Annotated in this window: 19 protein-coding genes and 1 riboswitch; of the genes, 13 read left to right on the top strand and 6 right to left on the bottom strand. The window is 69.9% G+C overall.

From position 1 onward, the window contains the following. Positions 1-35: 35 nt before the first annotated feature. The 5 genes from yihA to JN22_RS22285 all read left to right on the top strand — a co-directional run bounded on the left by yihA (position 36) and on the right by JN22_RS22285 (position 4,544). Positions 36-698, top strand: a complete 663-nt coding sequence (yihA, locus tag JN22_RS22265) for a ribosome biogenesis GTP-binding protein YihA/YsxC (protein WP_085555996.1) — start codon at positions 36-38, stop codon at positions 696-698. A 4-nt stretch (positions 699-702) separates the two neighbouring features. Then, positions 703-1,974 (top strand): cation:proton antiporter domain-containing protein, encoded by a 1,272-nt coding sequence (locus JN22_RS22270; RefSeq protein WP_143268379.1) that lies wholly within the window; start codon positions 703-705, stop codon positions 1,972-1,974. A gap of 206 nt (positions 1,975-2,180) precedes the next feature. Then, the gene (gene argB, locus JN22_RS22275) at positions 2,181-3,080 is read left to right on the top strand and encodes an acetylglutamate kinase (protein ID WP_085555997.1); all 900 of its coding nucleotides are present in this window, start codon (positions 2,181-2,183) and stop codon (positions 3,078-3,080) included. 51 nt (positions 3,081-3,131) lie between these two features. After that, on the top strand, positions 3,132-3,425 hold the full coding sequence (locus JN22_RS22280; protein WP_085555998.1) for a hypothetical protein: 294 nt from the start codon (positions 3,132-3,134) through the stop codon (positions 3,423-3,425). Positions 3,426-3,560: 135 nt separating this feature from the next. Next, positions 3,561-4,544: a CorA family divalent cation transporter gene (locus JN22_RS22285; protein ID WP_085555999.1), complete on the top strand. Its 984-nt coding sequence runs from the start codon at positions 3,561-3,563 to the stop codon at positions 4,542-4,544. 33 nt (positions 4,545-4,577) lie between these two features. On the opposite strand, the gene JN22_RS22290 is transcribed toward JN22_RS22285, so the two are convergent. Continuing rightward, entirely contained in the window at positions 4,578-5,513 is a 936-nt protein-coding gene (locus tag JN22_RS22290) for a DMT family transporter (protein ID WP_085556000.1), read from the bottom strand. Between the two features lie 99 nt (positions 5,514-5,612). Further along, positions 5,613-5,744, top strand: a riboswitch (TPP riboswitch). A gap of 200 nt (positions 5,745-5,944) precedes the next feature. Here JN22_RS22290 and thiC point away from each other — a divergent pair. The 6 genes from thiC (at position 5,945) to JN22_RS22320 (ending at position 15,302) form a co-directional block, all read left to right on the top strand. Then, the gene (gene thiC / locus JN22_RS22295; protein ID WP_223677948.1) at positions 5,945-7,621 is read left to right on the top strand and encodes a phosphomethylpyrimidine synthase ThiC; all 1,677 of its coding nucleotides are present in this window, start codon (positions 5,945-5,947) and stop codon (positions 7,619-7,621) included. A 222-nt stretch (positions 7,622-7,843) separates the two neighbouring features. Next, complete coding sequence (locus JN22_RS22300; RefSeq protein ID WP_085556002.1) at positions 7,844-9,118, top strand: LL-diaminopimelate aminotransferase; 1,275 nt, start codon at positions 7,844-7,846, stop codon at positions 9,116-9,118. Beyond that, positions 9,118-10,431, top strand: coding sequence for a homoserine dehydrogenase (locus tag JN22_RS22305; RefSeq protein WP_085556003.1), 1,314 nt, complete (start codon positions 9,118-9,120; stop codon positions 10,429-10,431). The genes JN22_RS22300 and JN22_RS22305 overlap by 1 nt, the downstream gene beginning before the upstream one ends. Positions 10,432-10,529: 98 nt before the next feature. After that, a complete protein-coding gene (gene glpX / locus JN22_RS22310) occupies positions 10,530-11,495 on the top strand; it encodes a class II fructose-bisphosphatase (RefSeq protein WP_085557293.1) in 966 nt (321 codons plus the stop codon). 242 nt (positions 11,496-11,737) lie between these two features. Beyond that, the gene (locus JN22_RS22315) at positions 11,738-11,956 is read left to right on the top strand and encodes a DUF1127 domain-containing protein (protein ID WP_179166206.1); all 219 of its coding nucleotides are present in this window, start codon (positions 11,738-11,740) and stop codon (positions 11,954-11,956) included. A 358-nt stretch (positions 11,957-12,314) separates the two neighbouring features. After that, entirely contained in the window at positions 12,315-15,302 is a 2,988-nt protein-coding gene (locus JN22_RS22320; RefSeq protein ID WP_085556005.1) for an ATP-binding protein, read from the top strand. A gap of 34 nt (positions 15,303-15,336) precedes the next feature. Here JN22_RS22320 and JN22_RS22325 read toward each other — a convergent pair whose 3' ends face one another. After that, positions 15,337-15,654: a hypothetical protein gene (locus tag JN22_RS22325; RefSeq protein ID WP_085556006.1), complete on the bottom strand. Its 318-nt coding sequence runs from the start codon at positions 15,652-15,654 to the stop codon at positions 15,337-15,339. Positions 15,655-15,786: 132 nt separating this feature from the next. Here JN22_RS22325 and cutA point away from each other — a divergent pair, with 132 nt between their 5' ends. Then, complete coding sequence (gene cutA / locus JN22_RS22330; protein ID WP_085556007.1) at positions 15,787-16,101, top strand: divalent-cation tolerance protein CutA; 315 nt, start codon at positions 15,787-15,789, stop codon at positions 16,099-16,101. 155 nt (positions 16,102-16,256) lie between these two features. Then, entirely contained in the window at positions 16,257-17,465 is a 1,209-nt protein-coding gene (locus JN22_RS22335; RefSeq protein ID WP_223677842.1) for an MFS transporter, read from the top strand. A gap of 10 nt (positions 17,466-17,475) precedes the next feature. Here JN22_RS22335 and JN22_RS22340 read toward each other — a convergent pair whose 3' ends face one another. The 4 genes from JN22_RS22340 to JN22_RS22355 form a co-directional block, all read right to left on the bottom strand. After that, positions 17,476-17,913: a hypothetical protein gene (locus JN22_RS22340; RefSeq protein WP_211099681.1), complete on the bottom strand. Its 438-nt coding sequence runs from the start codon at positions 17,911-17,913 to the stop codon at positions 17,476-17,478. A 195-nt stretch (positions 17,914-18,108) separates the two neighbouring features. Beyond that, positions 18,109-19,404: an O-acetylhomoserine aminocarboxypropyltransferase gene (locus JN22_RS22345; RefSeq protein WP_085556009.1), complete on the bottom strand. Its 1,296-nt coding sequence runs from the start codon at positions 19,402-19,404 to the stop codon at positions 18,109-18,111. 10 nt (positions 19,405-19,414) lie between these two features. After that, a complete protein-coding gene (locus tag JN22_RS22350) occupies positions 19,415-19,933 on the bottom strand; it encodes a CoA-binding protein (RefSeq protein WP_143268380.1) in 519 nt (172 codons plus the stop codon). A gap of 8 nt (positions 19,934-19,941) precedes the next feature. Continuing rightward, positions 19,942-20,748 (bottom strand): enoyl-CoA hydratase, encoded by an 807-nt coding sequence (locus tag JN22_RS22355; protein WP_085556010.1) that lies wholly within the window; start codon positions 20,746-20,748, stop codon positions 19,942-19,944. Positions 20,749-20,868 lie beyond the last annotated feature (120 nt).

A 20,868-nucleotide genomic window follows, 5' to 3' on the forward strand; every position in this document is an offset into this window, starting at 1 on the left:
TTTTTCAATGTTCCCATCATCGAGGGTTTCCGACCATGACCGCGCCGCCCAAGCCCAGCATCGTGTCCGGCTTCGACGAGGCCGCGTTGGAGGCCGGGCGGCTGCTGTTCGCCAAGGAGTGCGACTTCGTCTGGGGCGCCGACGCGCTGAACCAGCTTCCCGAGGCCGATTTGCCGGAGGTCGCCTTCGCCGGCCGCTCCAACGTCGGCAAGTCGAGCCTCGTCAACGCGCTGACCGGGCGCAAGACGCTGGCCCGCACCTCCAACACGCCGGGCCGCACGCAGCAGCTCAACTTCTTCAACCTGGGCAACCGGCTGAAGCTGGTCGACATGCCGGGCTACGGCTACGCCAAGGAATCGAAGGAGAAGGTCGAGGCCTGGAACGACATGGTCCGCCGCTTCCTGCGCGGCCGCGTCACGCTGCGCCGCGCCCTGGTGCTGGTCGATTCGCGCCACGGGCTGAAGCCCAACGACGAGGAGATCATGGAGATGCTCGACAAGACCGCCGTGCCCTACGTCGTCGTGCTGACCAAGAGCGACAAGGTCAAGGCGAGCCATCTCGACGCCGTCCGCCGCGCCACCGAGGCGGGGCTGAAGAAGCACCCGGCGGCCTTCCCCGACATCCACGTCACCAGCTCGGAGCTGGGGCTCGGCATCGCCGAACTGCGGGCCAGCCTGGCGCAGCTCGCCGCGGCGTGAGGTCGTGAGCATCGTCCTGACCCCGGCGCTGCTCTTCCTCCTCCAGGCGCTCCTGCTGATCGCCGGGCCCTTTCTGCTCTGGCGGCTGGCCGGGGCGCGCCACGTCGCGCCGATGGTGGTGATCCAGATCCTGTTCGGGATCGCGCTCGGCCCCTCGCTGTTCGGGCGTCTGGCGCCGGAGCTGTGGGGCACGCTGTTCGCCCCGTCCGCCCTGGCCTCGCTGTCCGGCCTGTCGCTGCTGGCGGTCGTCTTCTTCGCGTTCCTCACCGGACTGCACCTCGACCCCGCCGAGTTCCGCGGGCGCGGGCGGGCCTTCGCCACGGTGTCGCTGTCGAGCATGGCGGTGCCGAGCGTGCTCGGCGCCGGGTTGGGCTGGTGGCTGGCCACCGCCTTCCCCGGCATGGCGGGGCCGCGCGCCACCCCCGGCCTGTTCGCCGCCGGCTTCGGCATCTGCATCGGCGTCACCGCCCTGCCGGTGCTCGGCGCCATCCTGCGCGAGATGGGGCTTCTGGGCGACCGGGTGGGGCGGCTGGCGCTCGGCTACGCCGCGGTCAACGATGCGCTTCTTTGGCTGTTCGTCACCGCCGCGCTGGCCTGGGCCTCGGCGGACGGGGCCGGGTCCGTCGTCCGGGTGACGCTGCTCGGCGCCGCCTACATCGGCGTGACCGTACTGGTCGCCCGCCCGCTGCTGGCCCGGCTGTTCGAGCGGGCGGCGCCGAACGGCGAGATCGGCGACACGGCGTTGGTCGTCACCTGCACGGCGCTGATCGCCTCGGCGGCGGTCACCGAGCTGATCGGGCTGCACTACATCCTGGGCGCCTTCGTCGCCGGCACCGCGATGCCCCGGCGTGTCGCCGCCGCGATCCTGGAGCGGCTGGATCCCTTCGCCAACCTGGTGCTGCTGCCCTTCTTCTTCACCCTGACCGGGCTGAAGGTGACGCTCAACCTCGCCGATCCGGCGCAGTGGGCGGTGTTCGGGCTGGCGAGCGTCGCCACCCTGGCCGGCAAGCTGGCGGGCACCGCCATCCCCGCCCGGCTGACCGGCGAGGGCTGGGTCGATTCGCTGCGGCTCGGCGCCCTGATGTCCTGCAAGGGGCTGATGGAGGTCATCGTCCTGACCATCCTCCTGGAGGCCGGGCTGCTGTCGCCCGCCTGCTTCTCGGCGATGGTGCTGATGGCGGTGGTGGTCACCGCGCTGACCCAACCGTCGGTGCGGCTGGTCGAACGGCTGGGCCGGCGCGGCGAGGCCCGTCGGAACGGCTTGCGCATGTTCTGAACGGTCAGCGGGTCCTGGCTGGCCCGCGGCTTTTCGGCGGGGGCGGGCGTGTCGCGCGCCCTCAACCGCCGGTCCATCCGTAAGGTTCCGGATGCGGGACGGCCATGGAAACCCCGCCATGGAAGCCCCGCAAAAGCCCCCTAGGCAACGGCGTCCGCTTTCCGTTAAAGAAGCGCCACAGTCCATCCCGACGAAGGGCACATCCCGTGCAGAACACGACCCGTGACGAGTGGCTCGCCAAGGCCCGCACCCTGTCCGAAGCGCTGCCCTACATGCGCCGCTACGCCGGAAGCACCTTCGTCATCAAATACGGCGGCCACGCCATGGGCGACGCCAGCCTTGCCGCGCTGTTCGCCCAGGACATCGTGCTGATGAAGCAGGTCGGCATCAACCCGGTGGTCGTCCATGGCGGCGGCCCGCAGATCGGCCAGATGCTCGACCGCCTGAAGATCAAGTCGAGCTTCATCGACGGCCTGCGCGTCACCGACAAGGAGACGGTCGAGGTGGTCGAGATGGTGCTGGCCGGCTCGATCAACAAGCAGATCGTCGCCGCCATCAACAGCGCCGGCGGCCGCGCCGTCGGCCTGTCGGGCAAGGACAGCAACCTGATCACCGCCCGCCGGCTGGAGCGCGTGCAGCGCGACCCCGACAGCAACATCGAGAGCGTGCTGGACCTGGGCTTCGTCGGCGAGCCGCACAAGGTCAACCCGGAGATCCTGAACGCGCTGGCCAAGTCGGACATCATCCCGGTGATCGCGCCGGTCGGCTTCGACGAGAAGGGCGACACCTACAACATCAACGCCGACACGGCGGCGGGCGCCGTCGCCGCGGCGGTGAAGGCGACGCGCTTCTTCCTGCTGACCGACGTCGCCGGCGTGCTCGACAAGAACAAGACCCTCATCGAGAGGATGTCGCTGGAGACGGCGCAGGCGGCGATCGCCGACGGCACCGCCTCGGGCGGCATGATCCCGAAGATCGAGACCTGCATCGGCGCCGTCGAGCAGGGCGTCGACGCGGCGGTGATCCTCGACGGCCGGGTGCCGCACGCCCTGCTGCTGGAGATCTTCACCGAGGGCGGCGCCGGCACCCTGATCGGCAAGGCCTGACGCCCCATATAGCGAGGGACGGCGTTCGACGGGAAAGGGAGACGGTCCGCCATGTCCGATCCGCGCAAGGAACTGCTCCGCCAGATCAGGGCCATCCGGGAAAAGATGGACCCCAAGCTGGTGGAGCGCGCCAAGCTGGCGGTGTTCGGCAAGGTCCCCTACGACAGCGACAGCGCCCGGCAGGCGGTCGGTCACTTCCTGGATGGCCGGGACGACGGCGGAGCCTTCCGCCGCAGGCTGGAGCAGGCGCTGAAGGAGGAGGGCGGGGCGCTCGACCTGGATGCGCCCAAGGCGGAGCCCGCTGCGCCTCCGGCAAAGCCCCGGCGTGGCGGGCGGGTGACCTAGAGCCACGTCAGCCCAAAACACCCCGGCCCTTTCATGGGGGCTGGCATAAGCCCCTCTCCCGCAAGGGGAGAAGGGCTCACGTTGGCGCCCCGGCAAGACTCTTCCCACAGCCGCCACGCCAGAAGGAGCCGCCGCATGCTGCACGTCTTCGTCAACGACGGCGGCCTCCTGCGCTGGGCCAAGGAGGCCGACGGCGCCCCCGGCCCCGTGCCGGCCAGCACGGTCTGGCTCGACCTGCTGAATCCGACCCCCGACGAGCTGGTCCGCGCCGAGGCGCTCATCGGCGCGCCGCTGCCGACCCGCGAGCAGATGGCCGAGATCGAGGAGTCGAGCCGCCTGCGCGTGGCGAACGGCATTCTGTCGATGACGGTCACCGCCCTGGTCTGGGCCGACACCGACGAGCCGCGCATCGCCGTCGTCACCTTCGTGCTGGCCGGTCGGCGGCTGGTCACCATCCATCACATCGACCCGCAGCCCTTCCTGGCCTTCCGCCGCCGCGCCAGCCACGCCGAGCTTCCCATCACCAAGGGCGAGGCGGTGCTGGCGGCGCTGGTCGAGGGCATGGTGGACCGCACCGCCGGCGTCCTGCGCCGTACCGGGATCGAGCTGGACGCCATCAACCGCCGCGCCTTCCGTGGGCGCAAGCTGCGCTCGCGCGGCGAGACGCTGGACGACACCCAGACGCTCAAGCGCATCGGCCACGCCGGCCACCTGATCGGCAAGGCCCGCGTCAGCCTCGCCAGCCTGACCCGCATGATGGACTTCCTGGGCCGCGACGAGGGCTGGAACGCCGGCAAGGCGACCCGGCGCTGGGCGCGCACCGCCCGCCAGGACGTCGCCGGGCTGGACGAGTACGCCGGCTTCCTCGCCGGCAAGGTGGCGCTGCTGCTCGACACCGCGCTCGGCCGCATCAACGTCGAGCAGAACGAGATCGTGAAGATCGTCTCGATCATCACCGTGCTGCTGTTCCCGCCGACCCTGGTGGCGAGCATCTGCGGCATGAATTTCGCGGCGATGCCGGACATGGACGAGCCGGCCGCCTACCCGTCGGCCCTGCTGCTGATGCTGCTGTCGGCGCTGCTGCCGATGATCTTCGTCCGGCTGCGCCGCTGGCTGTAGCGCGGGCCGGGGCCTCCGGTCAGCGCACCGGACTCAGCGGACCCTCGCCGACAGCACGATGCCGCCGCCGATCAGCGCCACGCTCAGCAGCACGCCGAGGTTCAGCGGCTCGTTGTAGAAGGCGGCGCTCAGCAGCAGCGCGGTGACCGGCACCAGGCAGACGATCTGTCCGGCCTGGCTGGCCGGCATGACCGACAGCGCCTTGCCCCACCACCAGTAGCAGAGTCCGGTGGCGATCAGGCAGTTGTAGGCGATGACCGCCAGCAGCGAGCCCGACCAGTGGACCGGGTGTCCCGATTCGGCGAACAGCGCCAGCGGCACCATCACCAGCGCGCTGGCGGCGATCTGCCAGAAGGTCTGGGTCCAGAAGGGCGTCCGCCACACCCGGCGGCGGTAGAGCGTGGCGCCGAGCGCCCAGCTGACCGCGCAGCCGATCAGCAGGCCGTTGCCGATCAGCGCGTTGTCGTCGCTCCAATTTACCAGCGCCGGGTTGAAGAAGACGACCACCCCGGCGAAGGTCAGCAGCGCCGCCGCGGCGCGGCGTCGGGTGATCCGCTCGCCCAGCAGCAGCAGGCCGAGCGGCAGCGCCCACATCTGCATGGTGTAGGCCAGCACCGACGCCCGGCCCGGTGAGACGAACTGCAACCCGATGTTGCTCAGCCCCATCATGCCGCCGACCTGCAACAGGCCGATCACCGCGATCATCAGCCGCTCCCCGCGCTGGGGCAGCAGGGGAAAGCGCAGGACCGGCGCCAGCGCCGCGACGCTGAGCGCGGTTCCGATCAGCCGCACGGCGCAGAAGGCGAGCGGGCCGATGTCGACCAGCGCCAGCTTCATCAGCGGCCAGTTGGCGCCCCAGAACAGGACGATCCCGGCAAGCTGCGCGTAGACCGTGGGATTCGGGCCGGTGCGGGCCGCCTCCTGTCGGGAGGCCGTGGGCCGTCCGCCCTTCACCGCTTCATCCGTCATGACCGGTCGCTCTCCCCAGGTTGCGGAGCATGCTAATTCCGCAGGCTGACAATCAGCCCTGCTTTCCTTTGACGGCAGCCGTGCATCCGTGCATCATCGCGCGCATTCCAGGGGGGTCCCGACAGGGGGCTGAGATACCAACGGCCGGGCGCGTCAGCGCATCCGGCAGCGTGGTGACCCTTCGAACCTGATCCGGGTCATGCCGGCGAAGGGAGGGAACACGCGACCGGGCCGTCCAAGGTCCCATCCGGCCGATGCATCGGTCCGTCCGCGATCCATCGCCTCCGTCTTGTCCCGGGTTTGTCCGCCGCCCAACGCCAAGACGGAGAAACCCCGTGCCAAAAGACCTCGACACCCAGACCACCGATTCGAACCGTGCCGCCGGTTCGAAGGCGTTCGACCAGAGCGCCGTCCGCCTCTCGACCGGCCCCTTGCCCGCCTCGCGCAAGCGTTTCGTCGCCGGCAGCCGCTTTCCCGACCTGCGTGTCGCCCTGCGCGAGATTTGCCTGGGCGGCGGCGAGCCGCCGCTGACCGTCTACGACGCGTCCGGCCCCTACACCGACGAGGCGGCGTCCATCGACGTGCGCGACGGGCTGGCCAAGCTGCGCCGCGACTGGATCCTCGCCCGCCGGGACGTCGAGCCGGCCGAGGGCGGGCCCCTGCGCGGCAAGCCCGGCGTCGCGGTGACGCAGATGGCCTACGCCCGCGCCGGCCTCGTCACGCCGGAGATGGAGTACATCGCCATCCGCGAGAATGTCGGCCGCACCCAGGCCATGGATACGGCGCGCGACGGCGAGGATTTCGGCGCGTCGATCCCCGATCTGGTGACGCCGGAGTTCGTGCGCGACGAGGTGGCGCGCGGTCGGGCCATCATCCCGTCCAACATCAACCACCCCGAATCGGAGCCGATGATCATCGGCCGCAACTTCCTGACCAAGATCAACGCCAACATCGGCAACTCGGCGGTGACCTCCTCGATCGAGGAGGAGGTGGAGAAGATGGTCTGGGCGATCCGCTGGGGCGCCGACACCGTGATGGATCTGTCCACCGGCGACGACATCCACCGCACCCGCGAATGGATCCTGCGCAACGCCCCGGTTCCCATCGGCACCGTGCCGATCTATCAGGCGCTGGAGAAGGTGCGCGGCAAGGCCGAGGATCTGACCTGGGAGCTGTTCCGCGACACGCTGATCGAACAGGCGGAGCAGGGGGTGGATTACTTCACCATCCATGCCGGCCTGCGCCTCGCCCACATTCCGCTGACGGCGAAGCGGGTGACGGGGATCGTCTCGCGCGGCGGCTCGATCATCGCCAAATGGTGCCTGTCGCACCACCGCGAGAATTTCCTTTACGAGCGGTTCGCCGACATCGTCGAGATCTGCCGGACCTACGACGTGGCGCTGTCGCTGGGCGACGGCCTGCGGCCGGGCTGCCAGGCGGACGCCAACGACGCCGCCCAGTTCGCCGAGCTGGAGACGCTGGGCGAGCTGACGAAGATCGCCTGGGCGCGCGACGTCCAGGTGATGATCGAGGGGCCGGGCCATGTGCCGCTGCACAAGATCAAGCACAACGTCGACAAGCAGCTGGCACTCTGCGGCGAGGCGCCCTTCTACACGCTGGGGCCGTTGGTGACGGACGTCGCGCCCGGCTACGACCACATCACCAGCGCCATCGGGGCGGCGATGATCGGCTGGTTCGGCACGGCGATGCTCTGCTACGTCACGCCGAAGGAGCATCTGGGCCTGCCCGACCGCGACGACGTGAAGGCCGGGGTGATCGCCTACAAGATCGCCGCCCACGCCGCCGATCTGGCGAAGGGGCATCCGGCGGCCCGGCTGCGCGACGACGCCATGTCGCGGGCGCGCTTCTCCTTCCGCTGGCGCGACCAGTTCGCGCTGGCGCTCGATCCCGACACGGCGATGGCCTACCACGACGAGACCCTGCCGGCGGAGGGGGCGAAGACCGCGCATTTCTGCTCGATGTGCGGGCCGAAATTCTGCTCGATGAAGATCACCCAGGAGATCCGCGACGCGGCGGAGTCGGGCATGACCGAGATGTCGGAGAGGTTCCGCGCCTCGGGCGGGGAGATCTACCAGCCGGCCGGGTGAGGCGCGGCGCCCGTCGGGGAGGGGGGCCGGAGCCCCGCCGGCGTCCGGCGGCGGTCCCCTTTCCTGGTCGAGGCGGGGGCATGGCGGCGCGGGGGCGGGCGTGCCCGCCCGCCGCGCGAGATTTGCCTCGCATCCGCCGCGCCCCGGCGGTAGAAGGTGTGTCCCGGTCCGCAGGATCCATAGGGTTGACGGCGCGACCGGATCGATTTTCCGGAGCGTCCCATGTCCAACGCCGAATTTCATCGCATCAAGCGCCTCCCGCCCTACGTGTTCGCCGAAGTGAACGCCATGAAGGCCCGAGCCCGAGCTAACGGCGCTGATATCATCGACCTCGGCATGGGCAACCCCGACCAGGCGACCCCGCAGCACATCGTCGACAAGCTGGTCGAGGCCGTGCGCGATCCCAAGACGCACCGCTACTCGAACTCGCGCGGCATCCCCGGCCTGCGCAAGGCGCACGCGGCCTACTACAAGCGTCGCTTCAACGTCGACATCGACCCCGAAACCGAGACCATCGTCACCATCGGGTCGAAGGAGGGGCTGGCCAACCTCGCCCAGGCGATCACCAGCCCGGGCGACATCATCCTGGTGCCGAACCCGAGCTACCCGATCCATCCCTTCGGCTTCATCCTGGCCGGCGCCTCGGTGCGCCACCTGCCGGTGGGCATGGAGAACGGCGCCTCGACCGACATCGACAGCTTCATGGTCATGCTGGAGCGCGCCGTGCGCCACAGCGTGCCCAAGCCGCTGGCGCTGGTGCTGAACTACCCGTCGAATCCGACGGCCGAGGTGGTCGGGCTCGACTTCTACCGCCCGATCGTCGAGTTCTGCCGCAAGCACGGCATCTACATCCTGTCCGACCTCGCCTACGCCGAGATCTTCTTCGACGGCAACCCGCCGCCCTCGATCCTGGAGATCCCCGAGGCGCGCGAGATCGCCGTCGAGTTCACCTCGATGTCGAAGACCTACTCGATGGCCGGCTGGCGCATCGGCTTCGCGAGCGGCAACAAGACGCTGATCACCGCGCTGGCCCGCATCAAGTCCTACCTGGACTACGGCGCCTTCACGCCGATCCAGGTCGCCGCGACCGCCGCGCTCAACGGCCCGCAGGACTGCGTGCAGCAGGTGCGCGACATGTACAAGCAGCGCCGCGACGTGATGATCGAGGGGCTGGCCGCCGCCGGCTGGGAGGTGCCGAGCCCGGCCGCCTCGATGTTCGCCTGGGCGCCGATCCCGCCGCAGTTCGCCCATCTCGGTTCGCTGGAATTCTCCAAGCTGCTGCTCCAGCAGGCCGAGGTGGCGGTCGCCCCCGGCATCGGCTTCGGCGAGTACGGCGACGGCCATGTCCGTCTGGCGATGGTGGAGAACGTCCACCGCATCCGCCAGGCGACCCGCAACATCAAGGAGTTCTTCCGCTCCAACGCCGGTGGCGTGGCGGCGAGCAAGGACCCGGCGGCCCGCGCCGCCCTTCTGGAATCCGAGAAAGCGAAAGCCTGATGTCGAAAGCGGCTCCCCTGAAAATCGCGCCCCTGAAAATCGCGGTGGCTGGTCTCGGCACGGTCGGCGCCGGTGTCCTGAAGCTCCTGGAGACCCAGGCCGACCTGATCGAGCAGCGCTGCGGCCGCCGCATCGAGGTGGTCGCGGTCAGCGCCCGCTCGAAGGGCAAGGACCGCGGCGTCGATCTGTCGGCGCTGCGCTGGTACGACGATCCGGTGGCGCTCGCCGCCGATCCCGAGGCCGAGCTGGTCGTCGAGCTGATCGGCGGCTCCGAGGGCCCGGCGCGCGACACCGTCGCCACCGCGCTGGAGACCGGCAAGCACGTCGTCACCGCCAACAAGGCGCTGCTCGCCGTCCACGGCACCGGGATCGCGCTGAAGGCCGAGGGCAAGGGCCTGACCGTCGCCTTCGAGGCGGCGGTCGCCGGCGGCATCCCGATCATCAAGGGGCTGCGCGAGGGGCTGGCCGCCAACCGGGTGACCGAGATCCACGGCATCCTCAACGGCACCTGCAACTACATCCTGACCGAGATGCGCACCACCGGCCGCGATTTCGCGGACGTGCTGGCCGACGCGCAGGCGCTGGGCTACGCCGAGGCCGACCCCAGCTTCGACATCGACGGGGTCGACGCCGCCCACAAGCTGGCGGTGCTGGCCTCGGTCGCCTTCGGCACGCCGGTCGATTTCGCCTCGGTCCACATCGAGGGCATCCGCCACGTCTCGGCGGTCGATTTCGACTACGCCGACCAGCTGGGCTTCCGCATCAAGCTGCTCGGCATCGCCCGGCGCACCGGGAAGGGCGTCGAGCAGCGCGTGCATCCCTGCATGGTGCCGAAGTCGGCGCCGATCGCCTCGGTCGACGGGGTGTTCAACGCCGTGGTGGCGCAGGCCGACTTCGCCGACCGCGTGCTGTTCGTCGGTCGCGGCGCCGGGGCCGGCCCGACGGCCTCGGCCGTCGTCGCCGACCTGATCGACATCGCGCGCGGCCGCTCCACCCCGACCTTCGGCGTTCCGGCCGAAGCGCTGGGGGCCGCCGCGCCGTCGCCGATGGAGGCCCGTCGGGGGTCGTACTACGTCCGCCTGATGGTGGTGGACCGTCCCGGTGTGATAGCGGATATCGCCGCGGCGATGCGCGACCAGAACGTCTCCATGGAGCAGTTCCTGCAGCGCGGCCGCTCGCCGGGCGAAGCCGTCCCGGTGGTCCTGACCACCCACGACACCGACGAGGCGTCCATGCAGAAGGCCCTGGCCACCATCGCCGCGCAGGACAGCGTGGTCGAGCCGCCGCGCATGATCCGCATCGAACAGTTCTGATTAAAAAAGCAGCCGTTCCGAACAACCACACGACCGCCTGAATACGACCGAAGAGTCGGGGGGAGCACACCATGTCCACGCATGTCGATCTGTCCAACATGGACCGGAACCTGGCGCTCGAAGCCGTCCGCGTCACCGAGGCGGCGGCCCTGTCGGCCTCGCTGCTGATGGGCCGGGGCGACGAGAAGCTCGCCGACCAGGCCGCCGTGGACGCGATGCGTCAGGCCTTGAACACGCTCTACATCGACGGCACCGTGGTGATCGGCGAGGGCGAGCGCGACGAGGCCCCGATGCTCTACATCGGCGAGAAGGTCGGCGCCGGCATCGGCCGCGGTCCCAAGGTGGACATCGCGCTCGACCCGCTGGAAGGCACCACCATCTGCGCCACTGGCGGCCCGAACTCGCTGGCCGTCATCGCCATGGCCGAGGAGGGCGGCTTCCTGAACGCCCCCGACGTCTACATGGATAAGATCGCCGTCGGCGCCGGCCTGCCGGAGAACCTCGTCGATCTCGACGAGACGCCGGCCACCAACCTCAAGGCGCTGGCCAAGGCCAAGGGCACCGAGATCGCCGAGCTGCTGGTCTGCATCCTGAACCGTCCGCGCCACGCCGAGCTGATCGCCCGCGTCCGCGAGGCCGGCGCCCGCATCATGCTGATCAACGACGGCGACGTCTCGGGCGTCATCGCCACCAGCCAGGCCGGCACCGGCGTCGACATGTATGTCGGCTCCGGCGGCGCGCCGGAGGGCGTTCTGGCGGCGGCCGCGCTGCGCTGCATCGGCGGCCAGTTCCAGGGCCGTCTGCTGTTCCGCAACGACGACGAGAAGGCCCGCGCCGCCAAGTGGGGTGTGACCGACCTCAACAAGAAGTACAGCCTGAACGAGCTGGCGCGCGGCAACGTGATGTTTGCCGCCACCGGCGTCACCGACGGCGCCATGCTGAAGGGCGTCCGCCGCTTCCCCGGCGGCGCCTACACCCACTCGGTGATCATGCGCTCCAAGTCGGGCACCGTCCGCTACATTGAGGCGCACCACAACCTGCACCGCAAGCCGGGCGTGAACTGACCCTCCGGCGGTCTCCGCCGGGGCGTCGAGTCCATCGGAACAGGGGCGCGTGGCGACAGCCGCGCGCCCCTTTTTCATGCCCGCTTTCCGGCTTGGTAAGCGCCGCGTTGATTTGCCCACGAATGTTCTATCGAATTTCCGCAGGGCTGGAGCCTGAAGCATGCAAAGGCCCTCTCATTGATTTCGCACCCGCAGCATGCAAATATTCACCTGTAACGAGGCACCGCGTACAGGAGACCATCATGAGCTATTCTTCGCTTCCTTCATCGCATGGCGAATTGTTCGGCGCTGAAACAAATCGCTTCTCGCTCTTTCAGCGGGTTGTTCATTGGGTCAAGGAGCGCGCTGATCTTTACCGCGCCGAGTATGAGCTGAACCACATGAGCGACATGGAACTGGCCGACGTCGGTCTGACCCGTGGCGACATCCACAACGCCGTGCGTCAAGGCCGTTCCGCCTGATGACCGGCCGTGACCGCACCGACATCCGGCCCGGAGGCGCCTGCGCCCCGGCCGGATGACCAGCGGTTTCCGCGATTGGCCCACTTGTTCAAGCGGGCACCCGAAAGCCCCGGCGGTCGATCGCCGGGGCTTTCGCGTTTTGGCGCCCTTATTGCTTTGTAGACTGATATTCCGTGATATTTGGCGATGCCTGTCCAACCGGCACAGGCCCGGTTCAAAGGCTTGCACCGGGATGCCGCGTTATGGTTAAAGAACATTAATATTAACGGCGGTTCGGTTTAAGGATTGAAACGGACCGCCGCTGTCATGACCGACGGCCAAGCCGGAGGCCGGCACCGTCGCGAAGGTTCCCAACCCTATGAGCCTGCTTCATCGATTGCTGCTGCTCGTCTTTCTCGCGCTGATCCCGGCGGCGGTGATCGAAATCGACAACGAGCTGCAACTCCGCGCCTCGCGCGAGGACGAGGCACGCCAGACCGTGCTGCGTCTGGCCCATCTCTTCGCCGCCGAGCAGGAGCGGATGATGGCGGGGGTGCGCCAGCTCCTGGTCGCCATCGCCCACACCCCGGTCGTCCGCGACGGCGCTCCGCGCGATTGCCAGAATTACCTGGAGGAGCTGCGGCCCGGCCTTCCCCCCTACCTGCGCCTCCAGATTTCCGGTCCCGAACGGGTCGTGCGCTGCGCCACCGAGGCGGCGGCCGTCGGGCTGCCGGTGGCCGGCCGGTCCGACATCGACGGTGCCATCCGGCACGACCGCTTCAGCATTGGCGAACTGGTGCCGCCGCCGGCCGGCGAGCGCGCTGCGTCGAGTTCGACGGCACCGGGCGCGCTGCCGGTGGCGGAGCCGATCCGCGAGATGGGGGGGACCGTCATCGGGGCGGTCGGCGCCATGATCGATCTCGGCTGGCTGGCCCGCACCTTGGCCGGCCGGCCGCTGGAGCAGAATTTCGCGCTGCTGCTGTTCCACCGCGACGGAACGATCCTCGCCCGCTTCCCGGAGCGTCCGGGGCTGGTCGGCCGCCATCTGCCGCCCAACGGCTACGACTCGCTGCTGAACCTGCGCGCGCCGGCGATCCTGGATCTGCGGGGCTTCGACGGCCATCCGCGCATCGTCGGCGCGGTGCCGCTCGGCGAGGGGCTGGAAGGGTTGGGTGTCGCCGTCTCGGTCGACCGGCAGGCGGTGCTCGCCCCCATCGAGCAGGCGATGCTGCGCGCGCTGGGGGTGATCGGCGGGGTGATGCTGCTGACGCTGCTGGCCGCCTGGTGGAGCGCCGACCGCTTCCTGCGCCGGCCGGCCTACGCCCTGATCGCGGCGGCGCGGCGCTGGAGCGAGGGCGACCTGTCGGCCCGCACCGGCCTGGCCGACGGGCGCTCGGAGGTCGGCATGCTCGGCCGCGCCTTCGATTCGATGGCCGAGGCGCTGGAACGGCAGGCCCGCGACCAGAAGGAGGCCAACGCGCTCGCCCACAAGGCGGCCTCGGTGCTGTCCAGCACGACCGACGGCGTGTTCGAGATCGACCGCGCCTGGCGCATCACCTTCATGAACGACCGTGCCCGCGATCTGGTCGGCGCCGTCGAGGATCTGACCGGGCGGCGCATGCGCGACGCCTTCGCCGATTCGATCCATTCGGTCTTCGCGATGAATTTCCGCCGGGCGCTGGCCGGCACCGAGGTGGTGTCCTTCGAGGCCTTCTACCCGCCCAAGCAGGCGTGGTACGCGGTGCGCGCCTTTCCCTCGCGCAAGGGGCTGGCGGTCTTCTTCCAGGACGTCACCGACCTGCGCCGGGCCGAGGCCGCGCGGCGGCGCAGCGAGGCCCGTTTCCGCGCCGTGTTCGAGCTGGCCGCCGTCGGCATCGAGCGGCTCGACCGCGACGGCCGCTACCTCGACGTCAACGCGACGCTCTGCTCGATCCTCGGCTGCAAGCGCGAGGAGCTTCTGGAGCTGACCGACGCCGCCGTCACCGATCCGGCCGACCGGGCGAGGGAGGAGGTGCTGCTGACCCACCTGACCAGCGGCGTCATCCCCAGCTACGCCATCGAGAAGCGCTATCTCCGCCCCAACGGGGAGCCGGTGTGGGTGCGGGTGACCTCCTCGCTGTCGCCCAACGCCGACGGCGAGGAGCCCGACCGCATCTCCATCGTCGAGGACATTTCCGAGCGCAAGGTGATCGAGGCCGAGCTGCACACCGCCAAGGAGGAGGCCGAGCGCGCCAACCTCGGCAAGTCGAAATTCCTGGCGGCGGCCAGCCACGACCTGCGCCAGCCGCTGCAATCGCTGTTCTTCTTCTCCGCCGCGCTGGCCCGCCACATCGCCGACGACCGGGCGCGCGAGCTGCTGCACCGGATGGACCAGGGGCTCGACGCGCTGAAGGGGCTGCTGGACAGCCTGCTCGACGTGTCGCGGCTCGATTCCGGGGTGATCGTGCCGGAGCTGGAGAGTTTCCCATCGTCGGAGATCATGGACGTCATCGACGCCGCCTACGCACCGCTCGCCGCCGAGAAGGCGCTGGGCTGGCGGGTCGAGGGCTGCGGCGAGCGCGCGGTGCGCAGCGACCGCACCCTGCTGACCCGGCTGGTGCGCAATCTGGTGGACAACGCGCTGCGCTACACCCAGGCCGGCATGATCCGGGTCCGCTGCCGGGTCGAGGGCGACCGTCTCGCCATCGAGGTGCAGGACACCGGCATCGGCATCCCCGACGAGCATCTGGAGCGCATCTTCGAGGAGTTCCACCAGGTCGGCAACCCGGAGCGCGACCGCACCCAGGGGCTCGGGCTCGGGCTCGCCATCGTGCGGCGGCTGTCGCACCTGCTCGACCATCCGGTGGAGGTGCGCTCGGTGCATGGCCGGGGTTCCGCCTTCCGCGTGCTGGTGCCGTTGGCCGAACCGAAGCCGGCGGTCGCCGAGACGCCGGTCGCGGCGCCGGACGGGCGGGGGCGGCTGGCGGTGCTGGTCGATGACGACGCGGTGGTGCTGCTCGGCCTGCGGACGGTGCTGACGGAGTGGGGCTACCGGGTGTTGGCCGCCGACAGCGCCGATCAGGCGATGGAACGGCTGGCGGCGCAGAACGAGCGGCCCGACATCCTCATCGCCGATTACCGTCTGCGCGAGGGGCGGGTGGGGACCGAGGTGGTGCGCCGGGTGCGCGAGCGCTACGGCGCCGACCTGCCGGCGGTGATCCTGACCGGGGAGACCGGGGCGGACGCCCTGCTCGACGCCGCCGCCCATCAGGTGCCGGTGATCCACAAGCCGGTGACGCCGCGCCAGCTCTGGGCCGAGGTCGAGCGCCTGTTCGAGGCGGGGGACGGCGCGCGCGACTCCGCACGGCCGATGGCGGCACGGGCTTAGGGAATGAGGCCCGGCGGCACGGACCTTCGGCGCGTCAGATCAGCGCGCCCTGCCGCGCCTCCTCGTCCCGCTCCACCGCCGCGTCGGCCTTGGCCTCGGTTTCGCCGGCCAGGGCGGTCCGCCCCGCGTCGGTCAGGCGGCAGACCAGCCAGTCGGGCTTCAGCGGGTTGTCGAACCAGCGCTCAGCCCAGCCCGCCTTCAGGCAGGCGTCCACCGTCGGCTTCTTGACGCGCTGGCCGCGCTCGTCGAACAGCGGCAGCTTGCCGCCGGGCTGGGCGAGCCCCCGCCGGAGCCACGCCGCCTGGACGTCGCTGGGGCTGCGGTGGGAACCGGAACGGCGCGGCACGGCCATGATCGCCTCGAAACCTTGTGAGGATGGATGGGCAGGGGTCGTGCCACCGGGGGGCCTGTGGCAAAGTCGGGGCATCCTACGCGAAACGGATAGGGCCAGGGAAGTAAGGACCGGGAAGGGAGCCGTCACACCATGGAGTTCGTTCTCGCCTACGTCACCGCCGGCTCCCGGGAGGAGGCGCTGCGCATCGGCCGCGCCCTGGTCGGGGAGCGCCTGGCCGCCTGCGCCAACGTGCTGGACGGCATGACCTCGGTCTACCGCTGGAACGGTGCCATCGAGGAGGCAGCCGAGGCGGTGCTGATCGCCAAGACCCGCGCCGAGCTGTTCGAGCCCTTGGCCGAGCGGGTGCGCGCCCTGCACAGCTACGACACGCCGTGCGTCGTCGAGGTGAAGCTGGGGCGCGGAAACCCGGCCTTCCTGGCGTGGCTGGGCCAGGAGACGGCCTGACGGGGACGCTGGAACCATGGGCTGCATGTCGGCCATGATTGCCGCGCATTGGACCGGGACCACCGGCGCGTGCGAGCTTTTTCCACGAATAGTTTGCCGACAGAACACTTCCATCCTCGGAGAGATCAATGAGCAACCCATCCCCGAGGCCGTCCATGGACGCCTCCTCCCGGCTGTCCGTCGGCTTCGCCTGGGTGGGCCATTCGCTGATGCACATCGTCGCGGCGCTGTACCTGACCGTGGTGCTGGCGCTGGAGACCGAGTGGAACCTCTCCTACGACGAGCTGATCCGGCTGTGGACGCTGGGCGCCTTCCTGATCGGGGTCGGGGCGCCGCTCGCCGGCTGGCTGGGCGACCGCTGGAGTTCCGCCGGGATGATGGCGGTGTTCTTCCTGATGACCGGCGCCGGCTCGATCGCCTGCGGCCTGTCGGACGGGCCGACCATGCTGCTGTGGTCGCTGGCCCTGCTCGGGCTGGGGGCGTCGATCTACCACCCGGTCGGCATGGCCTGGATCACCTCCAACGCCGAGAATCGCGGCAAGGCGATGGGCTGGCTCGGCCTGTTCGGCACCTTCGGCGTCGCCACCGCGGCGCTGGTCGCCGGCGGCCTGACCCAGGCCTTCGGTTGGCGCGCCGCCTTCCTGGTGCCGGGGGCGGTCTGCGTCGCCTTCGGCGTGGCGCTGGCCGGGCTGATGGCGCTGGGCGTCGTCAAGGACCGCCACGCCGACGTGAAGCCGCAGCCCAAGCCGTCGCGCGGCGACGTGGTGCGAGCCTTCTTCGTGCTGTCGCTGACGATGGTCTGCGCCGGGCTGATCTTCAACGCCATGCAGGTCGTGCTGCCCAAGCTGTTCGAGGCGCGGCTCGGCCACTGGCTGGGCGGCGGCACGCTGGGCGTCGGCGGGCTGGTGACGCTGGTCTATCTGGTGGCGGCGCTGCCCCAGATGGTCGGCGGCGTGCTGGCCGACCGCCATTCGCTGAAATGGGTCTACACCCTGTGCCTGCTGGTCCAGATCCCGATGATGGCGGCGGTGGCGGTGCTGGCCGACCTGCCGCTGGTCGCCGCCGCCGCGCTGACGGTGATCGCCTCGCAGACCCAGATTCCGGCCGAGAACATGCTGCTGGCCCGCTACACGCCGGACAAGCACCGTGGGCTGGCCTTCGGCGCGAAGTACATCCTGTCCTTCGGCGCCGGCCCGCTGGCGGTGCAACTCGTCGCCTATGTCTATGAATGGACGGGCGAGTTCACCATGCTCTACCTGACGCTGTCGCTGCTGGCGGCGCTTGCCTTCGCCGCCGCCCTGCTGCTGCCCGACGATCGCAAGGAGAAGGCCGCCGTCCCGGCCCCGTTGCCGGCGGCGGAGTGACGCCGGTTCCTCATTCGGCCGGCGTCATCAGCGGGGACGGCGCGCGCGCCGGGCCGCCCGACCGGAAGACGAGAACGGCGAAGAGGCCGAAGGCCGCCAGCACCACCAGCGAGGCGAGCGCCGCCACCGGCTCGAACGCCGGATAACCGAGATGCAGGCCCGCCACGGCGGCGACCAGCACCACCGTTCCCAGCGACCACAGCCCGACCTGGGCCAGCGCCAGCCGCCTCGTCTCCAGCGCGGGGTGGAGCCGGTAATAGATCCCGAACAGGAACAGCGAAACCCAGCCCATCAGGTTGATGTGGGCGTGGACGGGCATCAGCGTGTGGTCGTGCGAGGCGGCCATGCCGATGCCCATGCCGATCCCGGCGATGGCGAACAGGCAGGCGGCCCTGAAGCTGGCGGCCGATGCGGTGATGGACGATGCGGTCATGGACGGCGCGGTCATGGGAAGCCCCTCTCTCCGGTCCGGATCCCCCGATCCGGCAGGACGACAGGCTATTCCCGATAATTCCGGAAAACGAAGCCGGAATCCGACTTAGACAGTCGGTTATATGGGCGGTCCCAAAGACCCGGATGGCGAGGCGGCACCACCGTCGCGCGATGGTGCCGCCCCAGCTCCCCGGTCGGGTATCCCGGCCGATTACCCGAGCGTCTTGGTCAGCGCCTGGTCGAGGTCGGCGATGATGTCCTCGACGCTCTCCAGCCCGATCGACAGGCGGATGACGTCCGGGCCGGCGCCGGCCGTCGCCTGCCCCTCGGCCGAGAGCTGGCGGTGGGTGGTCGAGGAGGGGTGGATGATCAGCGACCGGCTGTCGCCGATGTTGGCGAGGTGGCTGAACAGCTCGACGCCCTCGACCAGCTTGACGCCGGCCGCGTAGCCGCCCTTGACCCCGAAGGTCAGCACGGCGCCGGCTCCCTTGGGCAGGTATTTCTTCGCCAGCGCGTGGTACTTGGAGGAGGGCAGCCCGGCGTAGCTGACCCAGCCGACCGCCGGATGGTCCTCCAGGAATTCCGCGACCTTGCGGGCGTTCTCGACGTGGCGCTGCATGCGCAGCGGCAGCGTCTCGATGCCGTTCAGGGTGAGGAAGGCGTTCTGCGGCGCCTGGCTCGGCCCCAGGTCGCGCAGGCCGACGGCGTGGCCGTGGATGGTGAAGGCGAGATGCCCGAAGGTCTCGTGGAAGCGCAGGCCGTGATAGCCGGGATCGGGCTCGCTGAGCGCCGGGTAGCGGCCCGACTTCGACCAGTCGAAGGTGCCGCTGTCGATCACGACGCCGCCGACCGCGGTGCCGTTGCCCGACAGGAACTTGGTGGTCGAATGGACGACCAGGGTGGCGCCCCATTGGATCGGGTTGATCAGGTAGGGGGTGGCCAGCGTGTTGTCGACGATCAGCGGGATGCCGGCCTCGTCGGCGATCTTCGCGATCGCCTCGATGTCGGTGACGACGCCGCCGGGGTTGGCGAGGCTCTCGACGAAGACCGCCTTGGTCTTTTCGGTGATCGCGGCGCGGACGTTGTCGGGGTTGTCGGTGTCGACGAAGGTCGGCTGCCAGCCGAAGGCGCGCGGGAAGCTGGTGCCGATCTGGTTGATCGAGCCGCCGTAGAGCTTCTGCGAGGCGACGACCCCGTCGCCCGGCGCCATCAGCGGGAACAGCGCCAGCAGCTGCGCCGCATGGCCCGACGCGGTGGCGGTCGCGCCGGCGCCGCCCTCCAGGTTGGCCAGGCGCTCCTCCAGCACCGCCACCGTCGGGTTGGTCAGGCGGGAGTAGATGAAGCCGACCTTCTGGAGGTTGAACAGCGAGGCGGCGTCGTCGACGTCCTCGAAGACGAAGCTGGTGGTCTGGTAGATCGGCGTCTGCCGGGCGCCCGTCGCCGGGTCGGGCGCCGCGCCCGCGTGGATGGCGCGGGTCTCGAAGCCGAAGCTCTTGCGTTCGCTCATGGCGGTTTCCTCAGATCAGTTTCTTGAAGGATTTCTTCAGCGGCTGCTTCTTCGTCACCAGCACGCCGGAATTCACGCCGATGCGGCCGATCTCCCCGTACAGGCGCTGGATTTCCATCTTCGGGCAGCGGTTCATCACCACGGTCAGGCCGGCGGCCTCGGCGCGCGCCGCGGCCTCCGCGTTGACGACGCCCAGCTGCATCCACACCACCTTGGCCCCGGCGGCGATGGCCTCGTCGGTGACGCCCCCGGCGGCGGTGGCGTTGCGGAAGATGTCGACCATGTCCGGCGGTTCCGGCAGATCGGCGAGGCTGCCGTGGACGGGCAGGCCAAGGATGCTCTGCCCGGCCATCTTCGGGTTGATCGGGATCACGTGGTAGCCGGCGTCGCGCAGGTACTTCGTCACGAAGTAGCTGGCCTTCACCGGATCGGCGCTGGCCCCGACGATGGCGATGCTCTTCACCCGGTCCAGCACGCCGCGCAGGAAGGCGTCGGAGTAGTGGCCGTGGTCGCCCGTGGGTCCGCTCATCGCCCCGCTCATCGGCCGCACCACACCGGCTCGCGCTTGCCGATGAAGGCGTCGATGCCCTCGGCGGCGTCCTCGGCCATCATGTTCTCGGTCATCACCTTGGCGGCGTAGGCGTAGGCGGCCTCGACGTCGAGGTCGATCTGGCGGTAGAAGGCCTCCTTGCCGACGGCGAGCGTCAGCGGCGACTTCGACGCGATCTTGCCGGCGACGGCGGCCACCACCTCGTCGAGCTGGTGGGCGGGCACGGCCTGGTTGACCAGCCCGATGCGCTCGGCCTCATCGGCGTCGATCAGGTCGCCCAGCAGCAGCATCTCCATCGCCGCCTTGCGGCCGACCGCGCGGGTCAGCGCCACCATCGGGGTCGAGCAGAACAGCCCGATGTTCACCCCCGGCGTCGCGAAGCGCGCGCTGTCGGCGCAATAGGCGAGGTCGCAGGTGGCGACGAGCTGGCAGCCGGCGGCCGTCGCGATGCCGGCGACCTTGGCGATCACCGGCTGGCGGACGCGGTTGACCGTCAGCATCAGCTTGGCGCACTGGGCGAACAGCGCCTCGTAGGAATCGCGCGTCGGCGTCGCCCGCATCTCCTTCAGGTCGTGTCCGGCGCAGAAGGCCGGCCCGGCCCCGGTCAGGATCACGGCGCGGACGGAACGGTCGTCGTGGATCGCCTCCAGCGCGTCCTGGAGCGCCGCCATCAGCCCGACCGAGAGCGCGTTGCGTGCCTTCGGCCGGTTCAGCGTCAGCGTGGCGACCCCCTCGCGGTCGTCGCGCAGCACCAGGGGCGCGCCGGCGTCGTGGGGTGTGGAAATCGCGCTCATGCTGGGCATCCTCCCGTATTGATTGGCTCTATTGATTGGTTTTGCGGCCCGGCAGCTTAACGCGCCGCTCCCGCCGGCGAATACGGGAACCTGCGGGAGGCAGCCATGAGACGCCAGGAG

Origin of the sequence: Azospirillum agricola, assembly GCF_020005195.1 — a bacterium.
Taxonomy (GTDB): domain Bacteria; phylum Pseudomonadota; class Alphaproteobacteria; order Azospirillales; family Azospirillaceae; genus Azospirillum; species Azospirillum agricola.

Excerpts from the sequence above, each read along its gene's own strand:
- JN22_RS22340 (WP_211099681.1), bottom strand. The coding sequence starts at position 17,913 with ATGACCGCGCCGTCCATGACCGCATCGTCCATCACCGCATCGGCCGCC.
- JN22_RS22350 (WP_143268380.1), bottom strand. The coding sequence starts at position 19,933 with ATGAGCGGACCCACGGGCGACCACGGCCACTACTCCGACGCCTTCCTG.
- cutA (WP_085556007.1), top strand. The coding sequence starts at position 15,787 with ATGGAGTTCGTTCTCGCCTACGTCACCGCCGGCTCCCGGGAGGAGGCG.
- JN22_RS22320 (WP_085556005.1), top strand. The coding sequence starts at position 12,315 with ATGAGCCTGCTTCATCGATTGCTGCTGCTCGTCTTTCTCGCGCTGATC.
- JN22_RS22290 (WP_085556000.1), bottom strand. The coding sequence starts at position 5,513 with ATGACGGATGAAGCGGTGAAGGGCGGACGGCCCACGGCCTCCCGACAG.
- JN22_RS22285 (WP_085555999.1), top strand. The coding sequence starts at position 3,561 with ATGCTGCACGTCTTCGTCAACGACGGCGGCCTCCTGCGCTGGGCCAAG.
- JN22_RS22345 (WP_085556009.1), bottom strand. The coding sequence starts at position 19,404 with ATGAGCGAACGCAAGAGCTTCGGCTTCGAGACCCGCGCCATCCACGCG.
- yihA (WP_085555996.1), top strand. The coding sequence starts at position 36 with ATGACCGCGCCGCCCAAGCCCAGCATCGTGTCCGGCTTCGACGAGGCC.
- JN22_RS22325 (WP_085556006.1), bottom strand. The coding sequence starts at position 15,654 with ATGGCCGTGCCGCGCCGTTCCGGTTCCCACCGCAGCCCCAGCGACGTC.
- JN22_RS22335 (WP_223677842.1), top strand. The coding sequence starts at position 16,257 with ATGGACGCCTCCTCCCGGCTGTCCGTCGGCTTCGCCTGGGTGGGCCAT.
- JN22_RS22300 (WP_085556002.1), top strand. The coding sequence starts at position 7,844 with ATGTCCAACGCCGAATTTCATCGCATCAAGCGCCTCCCGCCCTACGTG.
- JN22_RS22280 (WP_085555998.1), top strand. The coding sequence starts at position 3,132 with ATGTCCGATCCGCGCAAGGAACTGCTCCGCCAGATCAGGGCCATCCGG.
- JN22_RS22315 (WP_179166206.1), top strand. The coding sequence starts at position 11,738 with ATGAGCTATTCTTCGCTTCCTTCATCGCATGGCGAATTGTTCGGCGCT.
- glpX (WP_085557293.1), top strand. The coding sequence starts at position 10,530 with ATGGACCGGAACCTGGCGCTCGAAGCCGTCCGCGTCACCGAGGCGGCG.
- JN22_RS22355 (WP_085556010.1), bottom strand. The coding sequence starts at position 20,748 with ATGAGCGCGATTTCCACACCCCACGACGCCGGCGCGCCCCTGGTGCTG.
- JN22_RS22305 (WP_085556003.1), top strand. The coding sequence starts at position 9,118 with ATGTCGAAAGCGGCTCCCCTGAAAATCGCGCCCCTGAAAATCGCGGTG.